At 65.5% G+C, this 19,516-nt stretch carries 16 protein-coding genes; 4 read left to right on the forward strand and 12 right to left on the reverse strand.

The window, feature by feature from the left end; all coding sequences use genetic code 11:
• Positions 1–2: 2 nt before the first annotated feature.
• From tssE to tssA, 5 genes are read right to left on the reverse strand one after another with little or no spacing between them, the layout of a single operon-like run.
• Positions 3–758: a type VI secretion system baseplate subunit TssE gene (gene tssE / locus NKI37_RS11145; protein ID WP_023714850.1), complete on the reverse strand. Its 756-nt coding sequence runs from the start codon at positions 756–758 to the stop codon at positions 3–5.
• Positions 745–1,194 (reverse strand): Hcp family type VI secretion system effector, encoded by a 450-nt coding sequence (locus NKI37_RS11150; RefSeq protein WP_023673716.1) that lies wholly within the window; start codon positions 1,192–1,194, stop codon positions 745–747. Before NKI37_RS11150 ends, tssE begins: the two co-directional genes overlap by 14 nt.
• A gap of 51 nt (positions 1,195–1,245) precedes the next feature.
• Positions 1,246–2,751, reverse strand: a complete 1,506-nt coding sequence (tssC, locus tag NKI37_RS11155; RefSeq protein ID WP_023682611.1) for a type VI secretion system contractile sheath large subunit — start codon at positions 2,749–2,751, stop codon at positions 1,246–1,248.
• Positions 2,752–2,754: 3 nt separating this feature from the next.
• Entirely contained in the window at positions 2,755–3,291 is a 537-nt protein-coding gene (gene tssB / locus NKI37_RS11160) for a type VI secretion system contractile sheath small subunit (protein WP_023673718.1), read from the reverse strand.
• Between the two features lie 6 nt (positions 3,292–3,297).
• Positions 3,298–4,476, reverse strand: a complete 1,179-nt coding sequence (gene tssA / locus NKI37_RS11165; RefSeq protein WP_023745569.1) for a type VI secretion system protein TssA — start codon at positions 4,474–4,476, stop codon at positions 3,298–3,300.
• A 324-nt stretch (positions 4,477–4,800) separates the two neighbouring features.
• Between tssA and tssH the strand changes: the two genes are divergently transcribed.
• Complete coding sequence (gene tssH, locus NKI37_RS11170) at positions 4,801–7,575, forward strand: type VI secretion system ATPase TssH (RefSeq protein ID WP_352791028.1); 2,775 nt, start codon at positions 4,801–4,803, stop codon at positions 7,573–7,575.
• On the opposite strand, the gene NKI37_RS11175 is transcribed toward tssH, so the two are convergent.
• The 6 genes from NKI37_RS11175 to NKI37_RS11200 all read right to left on the reverse strand — a co-directional run bounded on the left by NKI37_RS11175 (position 7,576) and on the right by NKI37_RS11200 (position 15,644).
• A complete protein-coding gene (locus NKI37_RS11175; protein ID WP_023687036.1) occupies positions 7,576–8,811 on the reverse strand; it encodes a VWA domain-containing protein in 1,236 nt (411 codons plus the stop codon).
• Positions 8,812–8,813: 2 nt separating this feature from the next.
• Complete coding sequence (locus NKI37_RS11180) at positions 8,814–11,066, reverse strand: DUF5682 family protein (RefSeq protein WP_023815192.1); 2,253 nt, start codon at positions 11,064–11,066, stop codon at positions 8,814–8,816.
• A 4-nt stretch (positions 11,067–11,070) separates the two neighbouring features.
• Positions 11,071–12,150 carry an ATP-binding protein gene (locus NKI37_RS11185; RefSeq protein WP_023673899.1) on the reverse strand — a complete coding sequence of 360 codons (1,080 nt, stop codon included), beginning with the start codon at positions 12,148–12,150 and terminating at the stop codon, positions 11,071–11,073.
• 19 nt (positions 12,151–12,169) lie between these two features.
• Complete coding sequence (locus tag NKI37_RS11190; protein ID WP_352791026.1) at positions 12,170–13,606, reverse strand: DUF5691 domain-containing protein; 1,437 nt, start codon at positions 13,604–13,606, stop codon at positions 12,170–12,172.
• The gene (locus NKI37_RS11195) at positions 13,603–15,006 is read right to left on the reverse strand and encodes an SWIM zinc finger family protein (RefSeq protein WP_352791024.1); all 1,404 of its coding nucleotides are present in this window, start codon (positions 15,004–15,006) and stop codon (positions 13,603–13,605) included. The genes NKI37_RS11190 and NKI37_RS11195 overlap by 4 nt, the downstream gene beginning before the upstream one ends.
• 98 nt (positions 15,007–15,104) lie before the next feature.
• Positions 15,105–15,644 carry an Lrp/AsnC family transcriptional regulator gene (locus tag NKI37_RS11200; RefSeq protein WP_023687041.1) on the reverse strand — a complete coding sequence of 180 codons (540 nt, stop codon included), beginning with the start codon at positions 15,642–15,644 and terminating at the stop codon, positions 15,105–15,107.
• Positions 15,645–15,692: 48 nt separating this feature from the next.
• On the opposite strand from NKI37_RS11200, the gene NKI37_RS11205 reads away from it, so the two are divergent.
• On the forward strand, positions 15,693–16,871 hold the full coding sequence (locus tag NKI37_RS11205) for an MFS transporter (protein WP_352794439.1): 1,179 nt from the start codon (positions 15,693–15,695) through the stop codon (positions 16,869–16,871).
• Positions 16,872–16,931: 60 nt separating this feature from the next.
• Complete coding sequence (locus NKI37_RS11210) at positions 16,932–17,351, forward strand: GNAT family N-acetyltransferase (RefSeq protein ID WP_352747132.1); 420 nt, start codon at positions 16,932–16,934, stop codon at positions 17,349–17,351.
• Here the strand turns inward: NKI37_RS11210 and NKI37_RS11215 are convergent.
• Positions 17,348–18,463, reverse strand: a complete 1,116-nt coding sequence (locus tag NKI37_RS11215; RefSeq protein ID WP_352791023.1) for an anhydro-N-acetylmuramic acid kinase — start codon at positions 18,461–18,463, stop codon at positions 17,348–17,350. The genes NKI37_RS11210 and NKI37_RS11215 overlap by 4 nt on opposite strands.
• Before the next feature lie 213 nt (positions 18,464–18,676).
• Between NKI37_RS11215 and NKI37_RS11220 the strand changes: the two genes are divergently transcribed.
• Positions 18,677–19,360 carry an SDR family NAD(P)-dependent oxidoreductase gene (locus tag NKI37_RS11220; protein WP_023668581.1) on the forward strand — a complete coding sequence of 228 codons (684 nt, stop codon included), beginning with the start codon at positions 18,677–18,679 and terminating at the stop codon, positions 19,358–19,360.
• The last annotated feature ends 156 nt before the right edge of the window (positions 19,361–19,516 follow it).

Below are 19,516 nucleotides of genomic sequence, written 5' to 3' on the forward strand. Positions count from 1 at the left end.
TCTCAGGCTTCCCTGAACTCGGTGCGCGCCAGTCCGTTGTCGAGATTGATCGTCGTGCGCAGGCGCATGCGCTCGGGCGTCGGCGTCATGATCAGCACGGCGTCGATCTCGATCTTCAGGCCGGTCTTGTCGCCGAGGTTGACCGTGACTTTCGTCGCGCTCTCCTTCAGCCGCGGCTCGAATGCGGCGAGCACGGCGCGGATCTCGCGTGCCAGAACATCGCGATCGAAGTCGCGCGACGACCGGCCGGAGAAGGACGGCACGCCATAATTGACAACGCTGCGGCGCACCTCCGGAAAGTCGGCCAGCGATGTCGGACGGTCGGTCATCTGCTCGGCCTCGAGATCGGATAGCAGCGGCGCGGATTCGAAACGCTCGGTGTTGAACAGCGCCTCGATGTCGCGCCGCACGGCCTCGCGCAGCACATCGGGCGACACCACGATGCCTCGGCTTTCAAGCTCGCCACGGTGCCGGTTCTGAAACGCCAGCCGGTGCAGCCGGCGCTTCTGATCGGGGTTCAATGCGTCATCGGCGTCGATGCGCCTCGGTCCGTCTGCCAGCAGCTCGTCCAGGCGCTCTGCGCCAAGCTCCTCCTGCAGAGCCTGCCTGAGCCCGTCTATCTCCGAGCTCAGGCCCGGCAGATCGTTGACGAGGCGGTCCCACAGCGAAGGCTGTACCGCCTCGCGCTTGGCCCGTGAACCGCCCGCCTGTACCTTGTCGGCGGCAGGGCGCTTTGCTCGCCCCTCACTTGCCGACATAGACATCCATTTCGGCTTCGTCATTGTCGTCATAGACGAACTTGATCTTCTTGTAGGCGAAGGAGACTTCCTCCTGGATCAGGTCGGCTTCATCATCGGCCTGCGACATGTCGTATTCCATGATCGAGGCGTCGGTCAGGGTAACGACCAGATAGTCCTTGCTCTCGCCGTCGATGGTCCGCCGCGCGGAGAATTTGACCTCGTCCAGCGCCTTGTTTTCGAACAGGGCCTTGGCCAGATAGGGTGAGGCCTTGTCATAGTGCTTGGTGAACTTGATCATGCCCATCGACACGCGGCCTCGGCGCGAGAGGGAATTGGGGTCGTAGGGCGCGACCATCTTGTAATCGACGCCATGGATTTCGATCTCGTCGTCATGGCCGTCGCGTGTGCTAGGCCCCTTGATATCCGGAACTTTCAGAAAACCGTCGATCTTCATTGTGGGCATTTTCGTTCTCCACCGCTTTCAAACAAAGGTTGGTTGCTGCAATCAGGTCTTCACGGACGGCAATTCCGACACCAGCCTGAGTGAGGCGTTGATGCCCTCCAGCTGGTAGTGCGGGCGCAGATAGAAGCGGGCGTTGTAGTAGCCCGGCCGGCCCTCCACGCTGTCGACCTGCACCTCGGCGGCGGCAAGCGGACGCTTGGCGCGTGCCTTGTCGTCGGCGAAGGCCGGGTTGGCCAGCACGTACCGGTTGATCCATTCGGTCAACCAGATCTGCATGTCGGTGCGTTCCTTGAACGAGCCGACCTTGTCGCGCGCAATCGCCTTGAGGTAGTGCGCAAAGCGCGAGACCGGGAACAGATAGGGCAGGTTGGCTGAGAGCCGCTCGTTGGATTGGGCGTCGGGGTCGACCAGGCGGCCCGCCCGCGTCTCGTCATCCTGCAGCGAATGGGCGCCGATAAAGGCCGCGAGATCGGTGTTCTTGCGGTGCAGGATCGGCATCAGCCCGAGCTTGGCCAGTTCCGCCTCGCGCCGGTCGTCGATGGCGACTTCCGTCGGGCACTTCATCGCAATCGAGCCGTCATCGGTCGGGAAGGAGTGCACCGGCAGGTTGAGCACAGTGCCGCCATTTTCGACGCCGCGGATCTGGGTGCCCCAGCCATAGAGCTTGTGGCTGCGGTTGATGTTGACGCCCATCGGGAAGGCAGCGTTCATCCAGACATATTTGTTGTGATCGCCCTGCACTTCCTCCTCGAAGGAGAAGCCCTTGACCGGGACTGTCTCCGAGCCGTAGGGCAGCCGCGCCAGCACGCGCGGCATGGTCAGCCCGATATAGCGCGCATCCTCGCTCTCGCGCAGCGATTGCCACGAGGCGTAGGCCGGGTTGGAGACGATCTGCTGCAGGTCCTGCGGGTTGGGCAGTTCCTGCCAGCTGTCCATGCGGAACAGCCGTGGCGAGGCGGCGGCGATGAACGGCGTGTGCGCCGAGGCGCAGATGCCGGAGATGTTGCGCAACAGGCCGACGTCGCGCGGGTGGTTGGAGAACTCGTAGGCGCCGATGACGCAGCCGATCGGTTCGCCGCCGAGCATCGAATACTCGTCGGTGTAGACTTTCTTGAAGATCGGGCTCTGGTCCCACATCTGGCCTTCATAGTCTTCGAGCGTATCGGCCAGTTGCTCCTTGGAAATGTTCATCACCCGGATCTTCAGCTTCTGATCCGTCTCGGTGTTGTTGATGAGGTACCAGAGGCCGCGCCAGGTGCCTTCCATCTGCCGCACTTCCGGCGCGTGCAGGATTTCGTTGACCTGGGTCGTCAGCATCTTGTCGATGCCGGCGATCAACGACTTGATCGACTTGATCGAGTTGGACGAAATCGTCGTCGTCTCGGAGCGCGACTGCGCCGCCAGAGCCAGGTTGCGAACCAGCTGCTGCAGCTTCTCGCTGTCGTCCTTCTTGACCTTGAAGTCCTTCTCCAGCAGCTGGCTGAATTCACCGAGATCGACGGCCTCGGCCTCGGCGACGGATGCTGCGGTCTTTTGCTGTTCGGCCATGATCTATTCCTCACCCTTGTCGTCGGACAGCGCCTGGGCGGCGATCTGGCCAAGCAACGGCTGGTTGTTCAGCAATTGGGCTATGCGCTTTTCGGCATCGACCCGGCCGTCCATGAAGCCGAGCAGCTCCTCGAGCTGGCGCCGCATCTTGAGGATTTCGGCCAGCTGCGGGACCTGTTCGGCGATCTTGTCGGGGGCGAAATCGCCCATCTTGGTGAAGGTCAGGTCGAGCGCCAGCTCTTCGTCGCGCTCCTGTCCCTCGGCCTGCGGCAGCGTGTTCTTCACCCGCGCCTTGACCCTGGGTCCCAGCGCTTCCATGAATTTGGGGAAGCGGTTGGCATCGGTCTCGACAAAGGAACGGTCGAGCACTGTCTTGGACGCTTCCCTTGTCTGCGATGCGCCCGACAGGTCGGCCATCACGCCCATGACGAACGGCAGTTCGATCGTCGTCGGGCTGCCGTAGGTTTCGACATCGTAGGCGATCTGCACGCGCGGGGCGCGATTTCGCTCGATGACCTTCGCTTTGCTTTCGGCTGGCATGTGTTGCTACCTTTCATCCTTCTGGGCAGTCTTCTTGGCGTCTGGAACGCCGGCGAGCAGCCGGAATTCCTTGAGCCCCGACGGGGCGAGGTCTTCCATCAGTTCAACGAAATCCATGTGCACCATCCTGCGCACCCGGCGGGCGAGATGCGGGATCGGGCTCGACGGCTCGGTGCGGTCGTAGAACGCGACCACAAGGTCGAGGCACTTCACCACATCGTCGCGCGAGGAAATCCTGTCCGGGAGCCCCGCACCGGTCTCCGCGTAGCTTGCCATCGTCTCGGCTCCATGACCGTTTCTGACCGGCGCGGCCGGGCTTGCCGCCGCAGCAGCCGGGCTGGCCGCCCCCTTCGTCGCTGCCTCTTCCGTGGTCTCGACCGCCGTATTGCGTTCCAGCGTCGTCAGCACGCGCTGCAAAAATCGTTTCAGGTCCGGGACGGCGGCCCCGTTGCTGTCAAAGCGGGCATTCAGCGCCGTATCGACCGCGTCGAGCGCCTCGATCGCAGCGTGCGCCCCGGCGATGAGCGCCGTCATCTGTTCACCGGCCTGGTCCTGATGGGCGGCACAACCGCTGCCCACCCGGTTCAGGAGCTGTCCGTGCGCGCTGACCAGCGCTGCCTTCTCCGTGGCATTCAATCCCGACGCCGCTTCCTGAAGCATGACGCGATCGTCGAGCGCACCCTGTTCGAGATCGCGTCCGCTGATCGGCCCGATGGGACGCGGCGCGAAGAAGACCATCTCCCTGAGGTTCGCCAGCAGGCCTTCCTGGCCGTTCTGCAGGTCGGCCAGCGCGTTGAGGCGGCGCAGGGCGGCCTCGCGTGGTTGGGGGCTGGCGCGCAGCGCCGGGTGCATCGTCTCCCAATGCGTCTCGAAGGTCCTTGCAATCAGGGTCAGGCCCTGTGCCAGTCCGGCCAATCCCTCTTCATTGGCCAGCGCCCGGGCGACAATGACAAGCAGGCGCAGGTCGCGGCCATGCGAACGCAACTCCTCGGCCTTGCCGAGCACGGCAGGCCAGTCGACCGGAATGGTCGATTGCGCGGCTGGCTTGTTGCGCCCGTCATGGACGACCTTGACCTGCGGCTCCGTGAGCCGCTCCAGCTCATGAAAAGCCGGATCGTTGCGCAAGTCTTCGCCTGACGGATTTTCACCGTCCAGCGGAGCAAGCCAGAGTGCGAGATCGATCACAGATACCCCCGGCGACCGGCTCTAAAACCGTACGTGACCCAACGTTAGCACACGGTTGCATATTCCCACAATTCGCCATCCGCTCAAAAGTTAACGAGCGCTAATGAATGTCGGTGCAACTGCGTCTCGGATGGCGCAATTCATGGCGTGCTTGGCCAACCTCGTATGTGAAGCGCATCGCATAGGATTAGAAAAAATCGTGGTTGTCTCCATTTGGCGGCGCGGGACTCTCCACAACGGGAAAAGGCCGGCTGCATCAAGCGCTTTGTCAAGCGGCTGCTTATGTGGCAGGCTGTCGACGGGCAGATTGCAGGAGCACGTTCGATGGAACAGCGCCGGTCGTCGCAGGGGTTCAAACGCAAGGAACTGGTTGGCAAGCTCAATCCGGTCTGCCTGCGCGCCTTCAAGGCCGCCGCCGACAGCGCCAAGCTGCGCGGCAATCCTTACGTCGAACTCGTCCATTTCATAGAACAACTGGTGCTGTCCGAGCGTTCGGATGTGCAGATGATCATTGCCGATGCCGGCGTCGATGCCAGCCGGCTTACCAGCGACATGACCCGCGCCGTCGACAAGCTGCCCTACGGCGCCACCTCGATCGAGGAATTTTCCGACCACATTTTCCACGCCATCCAGGAGGCCTGGAACCTGGCGACGCTGGAATTTGGCATGGAGGAGGTCCGCAGCGCCCATATCGTGCTCGCCTGCCTGAAGACGCCGGTGCTGGAAGGCCTGGTGGCGAAGATCAGCGGCGAATTCGACAAGATCGACGCCGACGGGGTCATCGCCCGCTTTGCCGAGGTGGTGGAGGGCTCGCTCGAAGCCGGCGCCATGGCAGCAGTGGCTCCCACCGCGGAGGCGCCGCGGCGAGCTCCGGGCGGGGACTCCGCGCTGGCCAAATACGCCACCGACCTGACCCAGCGCGCCCATGACGGCAAGATCGATCCGGTCGTCGGCCGCGATCCGGAAATCCGGCAGATCATCGATATCCTGATGCGGCGCCGGCAGAACAACCCGATCCTGACCGGCGAGGCCGGCGTCGGCAAGACTGCGGTGGTCGAGGGCTTTGCCCTGCGCATCGCCCAGGGCGACGTGCCGCCGCCACTCCAGGGTATCAGCGTACGCATGCTCGACATCGGCCTGATGCAGGCCGGCGCCAGCGTCAAAGGCGAGTTCGAAAAGCGCCTGAAGGCGGTCATCGACGAAGTTCAGTCATCCGAAACGCCGGTCATCCTGTTCATCGACGAGGCACACACGCTGATCGGCGCCGGCGGTGCGGCGGGAACCGGCGATGCCGCCAATCTCTTGAAGCCGGCGCTGGCGCGCGGCGAACTGCGCACCATCGCCGCAACCACCTGGGCCGAATACAAGCAGCACATCGAAAAGGACCCGGCGCTGACCCGCCGTTTCCAGGTGGTCAAGATCGACGAGCCGTCGGAAGCGGTCGCCGTGCTCATGCTGCGCGGTGTTGCCGGCGTGCTCGAACAGCATCACGAAGTGCAGATCCTGGACGAGGCGATCGAGGCGGCGGTCGGCCTGTCGCATCGCTACATCCCGGCGCGGCAATTGCCCGACAAGGCGGTCAGCCTGCTCGACACCGCTTGCGCCAGGGTGGCGATCTCGCAGCATGCGACGCCGGCCGAGGTCGAGGACATTTTGCGGCGCCGCCAGGTGCTCGAGGTCGAAAGCGGCATCATCGGCCGCGAGGCCGCGATCGGCATCGAAGTAACTGACCGGCAGGCGCGGGTCGAGGCCGGGCTCACTGAGACGGGGACCATGCTCGCCGCCGCCGAGGAGCGCTGGGAGCGCGAAAAGGCGCTGGTTGCCGAGATCCTCGAACTGCGCGCGCGGTTGCGCGGCGACGGCGTGCCGCTCGATGCGGTGGCGACAGCTGAGACCGATGCCGAACCGGCAGCGCCGGACGAAGAAAAGACCAAGGTGCCCAAGGCCGAGACGCCCAAGGCCGAAACGTCCGAGACCGAGGCGCCGGCGGCCGAAGCTGCGCCGTCAGATCCTGCCGCCGATCTGGCGCGGTTGCGCGAACTCATGGCCGAGCTTGCCACCGCGCAAGGCGAGACGCCGCTGATCCTGCCGTCGGTCGACCGCAATGCGGTCGCTGCCGTGGTCCAGGACTGGACCGGCATCCCGACGGGCAGGATGCTGTCCAGCCAGACGGAAAAGGCGCTCAAGCTCGCCGACACTTTGTCCGAACGAGTCGTCGGCCAGGATCACGCCATGGAGATGATCGCCAAGCGCGTGCAGACCAGCCGCGCCGGGCTCGGAGCGCCGGAAAAGCCGGTCGGCGTGTTCCTGCTCTGCGGCCCCTCAGGTGTCGGCAAGACTGAGACGGCCCTGGCGTTGGCCGAGACGCTCTATGGCGGCGAACAGAACCTGATCTCGATCAACATGTCCGAATTCCAGGAGGCGCACACCGTCTCGACGCTCAAGGGCGCACCGCCCGGCTATGTCGGCTACGGCAAGGGCGGCATTCTCACCGAGGCCGTGCGCCGAAAACCCTATTCGGTGATCCTGCTCGACGAGGTCGAGAAGGCGCATCCCGACGTCCACGAGATCTTTTTCCAGGTCTTCGACAAGGGCATGATGGATGACAGCGAGGGAAGGCGCATCGACTTCAAGAACACGCTGATCCTGCTGACGTCCAATGTCGGGTCCGAAGTCATCATGGAGCGGACCGGCAACGGCACGGTGAGGGCAGGGCTCGACGGCCTCGATGCTGCCCTGCGCGCTCCACTGCTGAAGGTGTTTCCAGCGGCCTTCCTCGGCCGCGTCGTGACCATCCCTTACTATCCGCTTTCGGATTCGATGATCGAGGCCATCACCCGCCATCAGTTCGGCAAGATCGCGCGGCGGCTGCGCGCCAGCCACGACGCCGAACTGGTGATCGGCGACGGCGTCATGGCGCTGGTCAAGGCGCGCTGCACCGAAATCGAGTCCGGTGGCCGCATGATCGACGCCATCCTCACCAACACGCTGTTGCCGGAACTCAGCCGCGGCGTGCTGAACCGGTCGCTCGACGGCGAGAAGATGACCAAGGTGACCGTCAGCGCTTCCACTGACGGGTTTGCCTATTCGTTCGAATAGTCAGGCCTGACTGCTCGGCTCCGTCTCGGCGCGGATCAGCTTGATGTCGGCGCCGGCTGCCCAGGCGCCGATATCCTCGCGCCGCAACGCCGCCGCCATCATGTCGGGAAACAGGTCCGGCGTGCAGGCGAAGACCGGTATGCCAAGTGCCGCGACCGAAGCCGACATCGCCGGATCATAGCCCGGCCGGCCCTGATCGGTCAGCGCCAGCAGCACGATGACATTGACGCCGGACCGGACCAGCGCCGCAAGCCGCCGCAGCAAGTCCTGGCCGTTGCCGCCCTCATAGAGGTCGGTGATCAGCACGAAGTGGGATTTGGTCGGCCGCTCGATGCGGTCGGCGCAATAGGCGACCGCCTGGTTGATGTCGGTGCCGCCGCCGAGCTGCACGCCAAACAGCACCTCGACCGGGTCGCTGAGCTCTTCGGTCAGGTCGACGATGGCCGTGTCGAAACAGACCAGCTTGGTGCGCACGACCGGCAGCGACGCCATCACCGCGGCGAAAATCGAGGCGTAGATCACCGAACTCGCCATCGAGCCGGACTGGTCGACGCACAGCACCACTTCGTCGAGATCGACTAGCCGGCGTTGCTTGCGCATGAAGCCGACCAGTTTTTCCGGCACGACGGTTTTGTGCTCAGGCTGGTAGTGGCGAAGATTGGCCGAGATGGTGCGCGGCCAGTCGATGTCGCGTTGGCGCGGCCGGTTGGTGCGTCGCGACTTGTCGAGCGCGCCACGGATCGCCTCGGCGGTCTTCTGCTCCAGCCGCTGCATCAGCTTGGCGACGATGTCGGCGATGATGGTGCGGGCAATGTCCTTGGTCTTGGCCGGCATCACCGAACGCAGCGAGATCAGGTCGGCGACGAGGTTGACGTCGGCCTCGATCGCCTTGAGGAATTCCGGCTCCATCAGCATCTGCTTCAGGTTCAGCCGCTCGAAGGCATCCTTCTGGACGATCTGGACCACCTGGGCGGGAAAGAAGGAGCGGATATCGCCCATCCATTGCGCCACGCGTGGCGCCGAGCGGCCGAGCCCGCCGCGCCGCTTGCGCGGGTCGGCATCGGCATTGGCGCCGTCGCCGTAAAGCGCATCGAGCGCCGAAGACAGTTTTTTGTCATCACTGGAAAGGGCGGAGGAAGCCTCGTCATCGGCGCCGATCGCCAGCCGCCAGCGGCGCTCGCGCCCGCTATCGGAGGATGCTGGGCCGGGTTCGGGCACTTCGGCTTCGTCATCCATTGTCACACTCCGCCCGCCAGCAATGGCCCAAGCCGCTCCAGGTGACGGCGCCAGCCTTCGCCGCCATCCGGCGCCGGCGTCAGGCCGGCCGGCAACCTTGCGGTGCGGCCGAGCACGGCCTCGATCAACCGCTGCCGCTCCATCGAGTCCAGATTGGAGAAGACGCGGCGCAGCAATGGCAGATGCGCGATGAAAGCGTCCTCGTCGAGCGATTTCAGCCACCCATCGACGGCGCCGCGCAGGCCCTCGTCGTAGATCAGCCGCTGGCCGGCAGTGCTGAAGAAACCTTCGAAGAACCCCGCTGCCTGGGCGACCGGCGTCCCCGGCGACAGCCTGCGTCCGAGCAGCCCGGCGGCGTCCTCTGCCGACAGTTGGCCGGCTTCATAGAGCAGATGCGCGGCGCAGCCGGCGAGCAGCGCCGTCGAGCCCGGACCTTCCAGCACGCCGGTCAGGCCGTTGCGCCATGCATCGAGCACGCCTTCGCCGGGCTCGACCAGCCGGATGGCCGTGTCGGCCTTGCGCACAGCACCGACCAGCGTGGTGGCGGCCTGCTCGTCCAGGTCGCGCACCGCATAGGGCAGCGCGATCGCGCCTTCGACGATCAACCGTTCCAACAAACCGGACAGCCGGTTGGTTTCGGTCTTGCGCGCCTCGCCGTAACGGATGATGTCGGCAAGCGGCGGCACCGAGGCCAGCATCTCCAGGCATTCGCTGCTGTGCGCTGCGCGCGCCTCCAACGCTACAAGGCCGGCGCTCGCGGCCTCCGACAGATCCGCCGTAATGGCGCTCTGGACAAGGGCGGCAAGCGTGTCGAGGCTCGCGGCCGCACCGAGCATCTGGATCAGGCGGCCATTGGCGGCCTTTTCGATAGTCGGGCCGTAGATCAGGTTCTCGACCAGGCGCACGGCATATTCCGGCTCCCAGGCCAGCGTCCATTTTTCGCGAAAGGTGCCGCGGCTGCGGCCGGCGTCGGCCAGCCTGCCCCATTGCACGCCAAGCACGTCCAGCCGGTGCAGCAATGTCGAACGAAACAGTCCGCTTTCGCTGCGCAGATCGACCGACAGCTCGCGTTCCAGCGCCTCCGGCTTCAGCCGCGCCGCCTTCTGGTTGCGCTGCAGGTCCTCGATCAGCGGCGCCAGCGGCGTGTCGGGCGGAATCTCGCCGACATCCGCGCCCAAAAGCAGCTCGGCCTCGACCAGCGCCCACAGCACCGCTTCGCCGTTGAACAGCGCCGCGATCGCGGCATCGCGCAGTTCCTCGAAGCCGGGCTTCGGCCGCTCGCGAATGGCAGCCAGTGTGCGCGCAAGCCGCTCGGCCTCGATCAGCGACGCGGTCGACACCAGATGGCCCTTCGCCCGCAGCACCGCCGCGATCGTCGCCAGCCACAGCGTCGCGGCGTCGCGCCGCCCTCGTGTGCGCCACAGATGCTTGCACCAGCCGGGCGCGACGACGCCAGCGCCATAACCATAGCCCAGAGCAAGACGCGGCCCGGTCCATGGCGCCCATGTCATGATGCTTTTGCGCCGGGCAATTCCCTTGATCAGCGCCTGGTCGTTCTTCTGCGTGTGCGCGGCCTGCAGGGCCGGCACATGCCATGCGCCGCAGACGACGGCGATCGGTCCGGCGAATTCCTTGCGCGCGGCGGCGATTTCCAATCGCATATGCGCTTCACGCTTGGCCTCGAACGGCGCGATCGCACCTTCGCCGTCGCGCAGCGTCGTCATCGCATCGGTGATGGCAGCGAAGATTGGACCCGGCTGCGGATTCTGCTCGATAATGTCGGCCCACCAGCTTTCGCCATCTTCATAGCCGGCGGCCGCAGCCAGCGTGCCGATCGGGTCGCGATGCGATGCGGGCTCGCCATCCTCACCGGTTTCGTCCTTGGGTTCGGGCTTGTCGGCGTCAGCCGTTTTGTCGGGGTCGTCGGTTGCCGGTGCCGCGAACCGTGCCGATGACGGCAGGTCGATGAACCGCAATGCCGCCTTGTTCGCCACCGCCCACACCGCCGCCTGGTATTCCGGCGAGAACTCGGCGAACGGCCAGAAACTTGTCGCGGCCGGATCGTCCTCGGGGTAGCAGAGCAGCGCCACCGGCGGCTGCATCTGCGGGCGCGCCAGCAATGGCAGCAGGGCGGACGCGTCGCTCGGCCCTTCGATCAGCACCGCGACCGGCTGCAAGTCCCGCAGCGCCTGCACCAGGCTGTCGGCGGAGCCCGGCCCGTGATGGCGGATGCCGAAATAGGCGACGTCGCTCATGACCTCAGATCGCTGCGTTCAGCGCCGCGTAATAGCCGGCATAGTCCGGCCGCTTCTTGAGCACCGTTTCGAGATATTCCTCCAGCACCACCTTGTCCTGCACCGGGTCCTTGACGATGGCGCCGACAAGGCTGGCGGCGAGGCCTTCGGCGCCGAGCTTGCCGCTGTCGAACCACGCCGCCTGGCTGAGGCCGCCGACCATGGTGGCGATCGCCTCGGCGGTCGAGAGCGAACCCGAAGGCGTCTTCAGCGTCACCTTGCCGTCGGCGGTTGCGCCCGAGCGCAGCTCGCGGAAAATGGTCAACACTCGAGCGATCTCCTCGCCGACATTTTTCGGCACCGGCAGGTCGAGCCCGCCGGCCATCTCGTCGACCCGCTTGGAGACGATCGCCACCTCTTCCGCCATGTCCTCGGGCAGCGGCAGCACCACCACATTGAAGCGGCGTTTCAGCGCCGAGGACAGCTCGTTGACGCCCTTGTCGCGGTTGTTTGCGGTGGCGATGATGTTGAAGCCGCGCTGGGCATAGAGCGACGTGTTGAGTTCCGGGATCGGCATCATCTTTTCCGACAGCACGGTGATCAGCGTATCCTGTACATCGGAGCCCATGCGCGTCAACTCTTCCAGGCGGCATAGCTTGCCGCTCTCCATGGCGCGGTAGAGCGGCGTCGGCACCAGCGCCTCCTGGCTCGGCCCTTTGGCCAAAAGCTGCGCATAGTTCCAGCCGTAGCGGACCTGGTTCTCGTCGGTACCGGCCGTGCACTGCACGATCAGCGTGGAATTGCCCATGATGGCGGCGGCGAGATGTTCCGACACCCAGGATTTTGCGGTGCCGGGAACACCGAGCAGCAGCAGCGCGCGGTCCGTGGCGAGTGTCGCCACCGCCGTTTCCATCAGCCGGCGGCGGCCGACATATTTTGGCGATATCACGGTGCCGTCGCTTGCCTTGCCGCCGAGCAGGTAGGTCAGAACGGCCTTTGGCGACAGGCTCCATCCCGCAGGTTTTTGCTTGTCGTCATTGCGCGCCAGCGCCTGCAGTTCAGCGGCATAGGCCTGCTCGACAGGGAGGCGGATGGCTGCGTTCATGGTGCTGTTCTCCGGATTGTCATGTGTTGGTTCCCGTCAGGGCCGCGTTGAGGCGCAGGAAAGCGAGCGAGGCTGCCGCCGGCGGCATGCCAGCCGCAACGACATGCTCGATCAATTTTTCCGCTGTCGCCGCAGTGGCCAGAAAGCCCATCGTTTCCAGCAGGTCGTCGGCGGTTCGCTTCATAGCGTCATCATCGCCGGCGACAGCCGAACGCAATGCCGCCAAGCCCTGGCCGTTCGTCAGGTCGGGCCATTCCAGCCAGTTGGCTTCGAAGCCCTCGGCAAGGGTGAGCGCGCTAATATACTGCGGCGTATCTTTCAGGATCAGTCTGACCAGGACACGCTTCCTGCGGCTATCGAGGCGCGGTGTCAGGTGCAGCACGAATAGTGCCGGCTTGCCTCCCCCGGCGACTAGTGTGTCGGCCATCTGCGTTACGGCAGCGTCGCTGCCCGACGCTGCGACCATTCGTGAGATCTGGATGTCCGCATTTTTGTCGGCACCGAATTGCCAGGCTGCAATGAAATCGGGTTCGCTGACCCCAAATCGGGAAGCGAGGTCGACCAGGTTGCAGGTCTCGAACAATTCGGCGCGGCGCTTTTCCTGCGCCGGCGATTTGAGCTTTGCCGGCGTGTATGTGGTGCGGCGGCGGATGAAGCCGGATTTGCCTTCTGTGATGAAGGCGGCGAGTTCGGCAACGGGGTCGTCGGCTCCGTCGTTGCCCGGCCGGCCATGCTCGCCCAACCTTGCCAGCAGCCGGCCCGCCAGCTCCCGCACCTTGCCGGAGCGGTCGGTGGTCAGGCTTTTCAGGAATGGCGCGTCCGTGGGCGTCAGGTTGAAATGCATGAGTTCGATGAGCGCCAGCCGGACTTCAGCCGGCTCGCCCGTCGCCTTGGCTTCCATCAGGCTGCGGGCCGTGGCCGGATCGCGACGGCGCATCTCGGCCAACGCGATACGGCGCGCGGCGGGGTAAAAGTCATCCCAGTTCTGCGCCGTCAGCTGCTCCTGCGGGGCAATCTTCAGCCCCTCGACGCTGGCCTGCCAGTCGATCCACGGCGCATAGATGTCAGGGCTGTTCTGGTCTGATGCCGACGGCATCCAGTCCATCGGATGCAGCACGTAGCCGCGGCTGGCGACGAGCGTCGCGACACGCGACTTGCGCTGCGCATCGGCGGCGTTCTTCAGGGCCGCCCGCAACAGCGGCCGCAACCGCTCCGGCAGCAGCGGCAGGCCAAGCCTCGGCAGCGGCGGGCGCCGCTTCAGCGTCTTCGGCGCCGACGGCCGCAGGCCGACATCGAGCGCCTGCGCCGCGATCGCCAGCAGACGTCGCTCCCGTTCGTCTGGGCTTGCGCCACCCGCGATCTCCTTCCATGCGGTTGGCGCCAGATCGAACGCGGTTCCGCCGGTGATCCAGCAGTCGCGCATCGTCGCCAGGCCGGTTAGTTCGAGCTCGTTCATGACAGATCGAGCCTCCCGAAGCCGCTTTGCGCGGCCAGCAGATCGAGCCGCGCGCCGTTCCAAAGCGCTGCCGTGGCCGCAAGGTCGAGGCCAAGCACGGTCTGATCGACGGTCCCGCTAACAGGCAGGGCGATCCCTTGCGGGTCGTGCGCCGCTTGCCACCAGGCGGTGCCGCGCTCATCGAGCAGGATCGCGCCGGCAGGCAGCATCAGCGGGCTATCGGTCGACCAGGGCGCTGCGTCCTGGTGCGCCGCATGCGCCGCGAGCGGGTCCTTGACAGCGTCGCGGCCGAAATCCGGCCAGGCGCCCGACACGACGTCGCCCTTGCGCTCCGCCACCAAGGCCCGCAGTGGCTGGCGCGACGGGTAGAATACCAGGCGGGCGTGGAACCGGTCACCGGGCGTGAACGCGGCCGAGCGGCGGCCGGCCGAAGCCGGAAAGAAATCGAGCAGCAGCCCAAACTGCGGCGTCGGCCTTTTCAGATCGAGCAGCCAGGTCGAATGGCTGACGAGACCGTCGCGGCGGGTCTCGATCTTCTCGCCGACGACCTCCCAATGGCTGTCGACCTGCTTCGCGTCGGGACTGGACAGAACCTGGTCGCGGGTTTCGGACGCCGACACCAGTCGCTTCAGCTCGGGATCGTCGGGCGCCGAGCGCCAGGCTTTGGCCAGCAGCACCAGCTTGCCGAGTTCGCGGATCGCCGTGTCCGGCCGTTCCTCGCTGCGCAGCGCCATTAGCCGGGCCGGGATTTCGTCGATGCGTCCGGCAAGCGCCGTCGCCTTCATGTCGACAAGCCGCGCGGCAATGCGGCGGCAGCGCTCGCTGCTGGCGTCGGCAAAGGCGGAAAGGCCGAGCCGCAGCTGGTCGGCAATCCACTGGTCGAGTTCGTCCAGCGCGCCTGCCACCGCGGTGCGCGTATCTTCCGCCCGCTTGCGCTGCGCCGTCTCGCGGCGCTCCGTCGCGGCGGCGTCATCGACGGTGCTTTCCTCCGCCTGCGAGGCCTCGCCAATGCTCTTGCCAGACGCGCCCCTGCCAGGCTTTGCGTCGACCAGCGGGGGCGCAGTCTTCCTGCGCCGGCCAAGCCAGTCATTGACCCATTCCGGCGTTGTTTCGGCTGATGTGAAGCTGGCCGGCGCCGTGGCGGCGATCCACATCAGCGCCAGCGTGTGCTTGCAGGGAAATTTTCGCGACGGGCAGGTGCATTTGTAGCCGTGGTCGCCGGTGTCGACGACGGTGCGATAGGGGTTGGATCCCGAGCCCTGGCATTCGCCCCAGATCAGCGCCTGCTGCTCGTTCTTCTCCAGCCGCGGCCAGTTCGAGCGCTTGGTGAGCTTCGAGGCGGCGCTTAGCGACGCCTGATCGGGGGCCAGCGCCTCGATGGTTTTCAGTTCGAATTCCAAGCCGCGCCTCTCGTCACCCCAAATCAATGCCTGGCATCAATATAGGGTGCCGTTTGTGAAGGATTGTTGTGGCCCCGGCAAGACGAAGATAGCGCAGATCAGTACAGCGGCGTGGCCATATGCCGGGGCGTCGGCCATTGCGCCGTGATCTCGGGCTGCACCGGGCGCTCGAGATAGGTCGACAGCACGACATAGCTTCGCGTCGAGGTGACGCCGGGCGTTTCGTAGAGACGCGCCAGCAGGCCTTCGAGCGCCCTGGTGTCCTCGGTGCGGACCTTGAGAAGCATGCAGGTGTCGCCGGCCACCGAATGGATTTCCTCGACCTCAGGATATTGGGAGACGGCCATCAGCTCCGGTGTCTTGCCCCAGCCCTTGGTATCGATATGCACGAAGGTGAGCAGCGGCTTCTTCACCGCCTTCGGGTCGATGATCACAGCCGTGCCGCGGATGGCGCCGCTGCGCCGCAGGCGCTTGACCCGCTCATGCGCCGCCGGCGGCGAAAGGCAGACGCGTTCGCCAAGTTCGGCGTAGCTGATCGTCGCATCCTCGACCAGCACGCCTAATATTTTTCGGTCGATTGCGTCGAGCTCGCGGGGAGCTACCTTGTTCTGCAGAACCCCATCTGTTTCTTCGTCCATATCGAAATTCCTTGTTGTCGCGGAATTCAGTTCGGCCATTATGACCCGATGACGAACGCGCATCAAGCTGCAACGCTCCATCAGCCGATCCCGGCGCTGGCCTATCTCCTGACCGGCTGCATCGCCGTCATCGGCTCGAACTCGCTGGTCCTGGGTCCAATTGCTCCGGCAGTCGCCGCATCCTTCGGCACCAGCGTGCCGGCGGTGATGGCCGCGTCGGCTGCCTTCGGCCTCGGCACTTCGGCCAGCGCTTTGTTCCTCGCCTGCTATATCGACGGCGTCGGCGCCCGCCGCATGCTGCAGGGCGCTCTGCTGTTGCTGGCGGTCGGGCTTCTCGCCAGCGCGCTGGCGCCGCCGGTGATCATGCTGGTCGCGGCCCAGGCCGTCGCCGGCATCGCCGCCGGCGTCGCCATGCCGGCCATCTATGCCAGTGCAGCGGCAATTGCGCCGCCCGGCCGCGAAAGCGGCACGATCGGCGTCGTGCTGACCGGCTGGACGGTCTCCATGGTGGCCGGCGTGTCGCTGTCGGCCGTGCTTGCCGATCTCGTGCACTGGCGCGCCGTCTTCGCCGCCGTCGCGGTGCTTTCCGCCATTGCGCTTGCTGCCTTGTCGATGACCTCGCTCAGCGACGTCAGGAAGAGCGGCCCGGCGCCGTCGCCGTTCGTTGCGCTGGCCATTCCGGGGATCGTGCCGCTGCTCATCGCCTGCACCGCCTTCATGACCGCTTTTTACGGCGTCTACGGCTATCTCGGCGATCATCTGCACCAGGATCTGGGCGAGCCCGTCAGCGCCAATGCGCTGGCCGCGCTCGCCTATGGCGCCGGCTTCGGCGCCGCGGCCTTCCTCGACGGCGTCATCGACCGCATCGGCGCGCGGCGCGTCATGCCCTTCGCCTATCTGCTGGTCGCCGTCGTCTATGTCGCCATCGCGCTCGCAAGCAGCAATTTCGTGCTGATCCTGGCTATGATCGCCATATGGGGCCTTGCCAATCATTTCGGCCTGAACGTGCTGGTGATGCGCCTTACCGCGCTCGATCCGTCGCGCCGTGGCACCATCATGGGTCTGAACAGTTCGGTCACCTACCTCGCCGTCTTCATCGGCACCACCAGCTTCGGGCCGCTTTATTCATCGTTCGGCTTTGCCATCTGCGCGATCGTCGCCGCCGTGCTGATGCTGGTTGCGGCAGCAGCGGGGTCATGGCGGTCGCCTCCGCCCATCAAGCCGTAAAGCTTGCGTCCTCATCCCGTCCTTCGCTAGAGCTTGGCTTGCCATGCGAGCCCCGCCCGGATGAAGACGACGCTTGAAACCACTGCCGACCCCTCGTCAGACGACCTCGCCTTCCTGGCCGAGCGGCTGACGGCGTTCAATGACGGCGCTGTCGGCCCCTCCGGCCGCAAGCCGATCGCGGTCTTCGTTCGTGACGAGCACGGCGCTGTTGTCGCCGGCATTTCGGGATACACCGCCTGGGGCTGGCTCTATGTGCAATGGCTGTGGGTCGACGAACGCCTGCGCGGCCGGCATATGGCCGGCGACATGCTGGACGCTGCCGAGCGCGAAGCAGTCGCCCGGGGCTGCCAGAACGCCTGGATCGACACGTTCAATCCGACAGCGGCCAAAGTCTATGAGCGGCAAGGCTACCGGCGCTTCGGCGAACTGCCTGACTTCCCCATCGGCCGCAGCCGCATCTTCCTGCAGAAGAAGCTCTAACCTGCCAGCCGCCCGCCTTGCATCGGCCGCGGCACGCCGGTGGTGCTGGGAAAGCTGATCGGCAGGCCGCGCAGCACGCGCACGGCAAGGAAGGCAAAGCATTCGGCCTCCACCGCATCGCCTTTCCAGCCCAGTGTCTCGGCCTGCACCACCTCGACGTTGGCGCGCCTCGCCAGCATCGCCATCATCGTCGGGTTGCGGCGGCCGCCGCCACTGACCGCCAGCCGCTTCGGCCGGCGCGGCAACAAATCGAGCGCCTTGCCGACGGCCGAGACGGTGAAGGCCGTCAGCGTCGCCGCCCCATCCTCTGCGCTGAGGCCGTCGGCCATGGCGGCGCCGAAGTCGAAACGGTCGAGCGATTTCGGATAGGGCTTGGTCAGATACGGATGCTGGAGCAATTTGGCCAGCCGCACTTCATCGACGGTGCCGGCCGCGCCCAGTGCGCCGTCGCGGTCCATCTCGCCGAGGCCGTTTGCCTTGATGAAATCGTTGAGCGGTGCGTTGGCCGGGCCAGTGTCGAAGGCGACGATGTTGTCCTTGCCGTCCCACCAGGTGACGTTGCCGACACCGCCGAGATTGAGCACCGCCGTGTCGCCGCTGGCGTCGGCTTCCCTCAAAAGCGCCGCGTGGTAGGCAGCCGCCAGTGGTGCGCCCTGGCCGCCAGCGCGCACATCGTCCGAGCGGAAATCATAGGCGACCTTGGCGCCCAAAATGGAATGCATCAGCGCGCCATCGCCCAACTGGCGCGTATCGCCGCGCCGCCCGGGTTGCGGGGCACGATGCAGCACGGTTTGGCCGTGAAAACCGACCACGCCGATATCGCCCATGGTCAGGCCGTAGCTTTCGACAAGGTCCTTCACCGCCGCCGACTGCGCCCGCGTCAGCGCCTCCTCGGCTTCGGCAAAGATCGCCGGCTCCGGCCCGTCGAAATTCCACACCCGGGCCTGACGCAGCGTCTCCTCCAGCGAGGCACGGATCGCTGCGGGGTAGGGGGCCAGCGTATAGGTGCCGAAATCGGCGATCCGCTCGCCATCGGTCTTGATCAGCGCGACGTCGATATTGCCGTCAAGCACGGTGCCGGTCATCAGGCCGACCGCCCAGATTGGTTCCACGGTCGACTCCCTTGCGACACCGTTTGCGATTCCAACGCAATCACCTGTCGGACGGATTGTCTCGCCAGGCAAGACCCTGGCCGCGGTCGATTGCTCCGAACCTGCCGGCAGAGTTTTTCACCGAACAGCGAAAATCGAGCAACGCCGTTCTTGCGTCTCGCCGCTCAAGACGCCAGCTATGAGACGAACAGGTCATCGCCAAGGAGAAACGACATGGCATCCGAAGTCGCAGTGATCGCCGGCGCGGGTGCGGGCCTGAGCGCCTCTTTGGCACGCCTTCTCACCACGGAAGGCTATCGTGTGGTGCTGGCCGCCCGCAACACGGCCAAACTCGCGGCGCTGGTCGGGGAAACCGGCGCGCTGGCCGTCGAAACCGACGTCGCCGATCCGGCCTCCGTCGCCGGCCTGTTTGACGCCGCCGACAAGCAAGGCCCGCTGGCCCTTGCCGTCTTCAATGCCAGCGGCCGCACGCGCGGCCCGATCGCCGAGGTCGATCCCGATGCGGTCAAACAAGCCTTGCTTGTCGGCGCCTATGGCGGCTTCCTGGTCGGCCAGCAAGCGGCGCGGCGGCTGCTTGCGCGCGGCTCCGGTTCGATTCTTTTCACCGGCGCTTCCGCCAGCATCAAGGGCTTTCCCAACTCCGCCGGCTTTGCCATGCCGAAATTCGGCCTGCGCGGTCTGGCTCAGTCGATGGCGCGCGAACTCTTCCCGAAGAACATCCATGTCGCCCATTTCATTATCGACGGCCAGATCGAGCCGGTCGGGACGAAGCCCGAGCGACCGGACAGCCAGCTGTCGCCCGATGCGATCGCGCAGACCTATCTCGCGACCCATCGCCAGCATCGCAGCGCCTGGAGCTTCGAGGTCGAGCTGCGGCCCTTTGTCGAGACATTCTGACCGGTCCGGCGTTACTGTTCTCGCAATTGCGAAATCTTTGAGAGAATATTCCCGGCTTCGTGTTTGAGAAGAAATGCGGTTCTTTGATCCGGCAAGCAGCATTGCCGATGATGTCGTCAAGGCTTGGTATTCCACCTCGCCGCAATGACTTCAGGA

Source organism: Mesorhizobium sp. M0626, from assembly GCF_040320665.1.
Lineage (GTDB): Bacteria > Pseudomonadota > Alphaproteobacteria > Rhizobiales > Rhizobiaceae > Mesorhizobium.

Excerpts from the sequence above, each read along its gene's own strand:
- tssE (WP_023714850.1), bottom strand. The coding sequence starts at position 758 with ATGTCGGCAAGTGAGGGGCGAGCAAAGCGCCCTGCCGCCGACAAGGTA.
- NKI37_RS11150 (WP_023673716.1), bottom strand. The coding sequence starts at position 1,194 with ATGAAGATCGACGGTTTTCTGAAAGTTCCGGATATCAAGGGGCCTAGC.
- tssC (WP_023682611.1), bottom strand. The coding sequence starts at position 2,751 with ATGGCCGAACAGCAAAAGACCGCAGCATCCGTCGCCGAGGCCGAGGCC.
- tssB (WP_023673718.1), bottom strand. The coding sequence starts at position 3,291 with ATGCCAGCCGAAAGCAAAGCGAAGGTCATCGAGCGAAATCGCGCCCCG.
- tssH (WP_352791028.1), top strand. The coding sequence starts at position 4,801 with ATGGAACAGCGCCGGTCGTCGCAGGGGTTCAAACGCAAGGAACTGGTT.
- NKI37_RS11175 (WP_023687036.1), bottom strand. The coding sequence starts at position 8,811 with ATGGATGACGAAGCCGAAGTGCCCGAACCCGGCCCAGCATCCTCCGAT.
- NKI37_RS11180 (WP_023815192.1), bottom strand. The coding sequence starts at position 11,066 with ATGAGCGACGTCGCCTATTTCGGCATCCGCCATCACGGGCCGGGCTCC.
- NKI37_RS11185 (WP_023673899.1), bottom strand. The coding sequence starts at position 12,150 with ATGAACGCAGCCATCCGCCTCCCTGTCGAGCAGGCCTATGCCGCTGAA.
- NKI37_RS11190 (WP_352791026.1), bottom strand. The coding sequence starts at position 13,606 with ATGAACGAGCTCGAACTAACCGGCCTGGCGACGATGCGCGACTGCTGG.
- NKI37_RS11200 (WP_023687041.1), bottom strand. The coding sequence starts at position 15,644 with ATGGACGAAGAAACAGATGGGGTTCTGCAGAACAAGGTAGCTCCCCGC.
- NKI37_RS11205 (WP_352794439.1), top strand. The coding sequence starts at position 15,693 with ATGACGAACGCGCATCAAGCTGCAACGCTCCATCAGCCGATCCCGGCG.
- NKI37_RS11210 (WP_352747132.1), top strand. The coding sequence starts at position 16,932 with ATGAAGACGACGCTTGAAACCACTGCCGACCCCTCGTCAGACGACCTC.
- NKI37_RS11220 (WP_023668581.1), top strand. The coding sequence starts at position 18,677 with ATGGCATCCGAAGTCGCAGTGATCGCCGGCGCGGGTGCGGGCCTGAGC.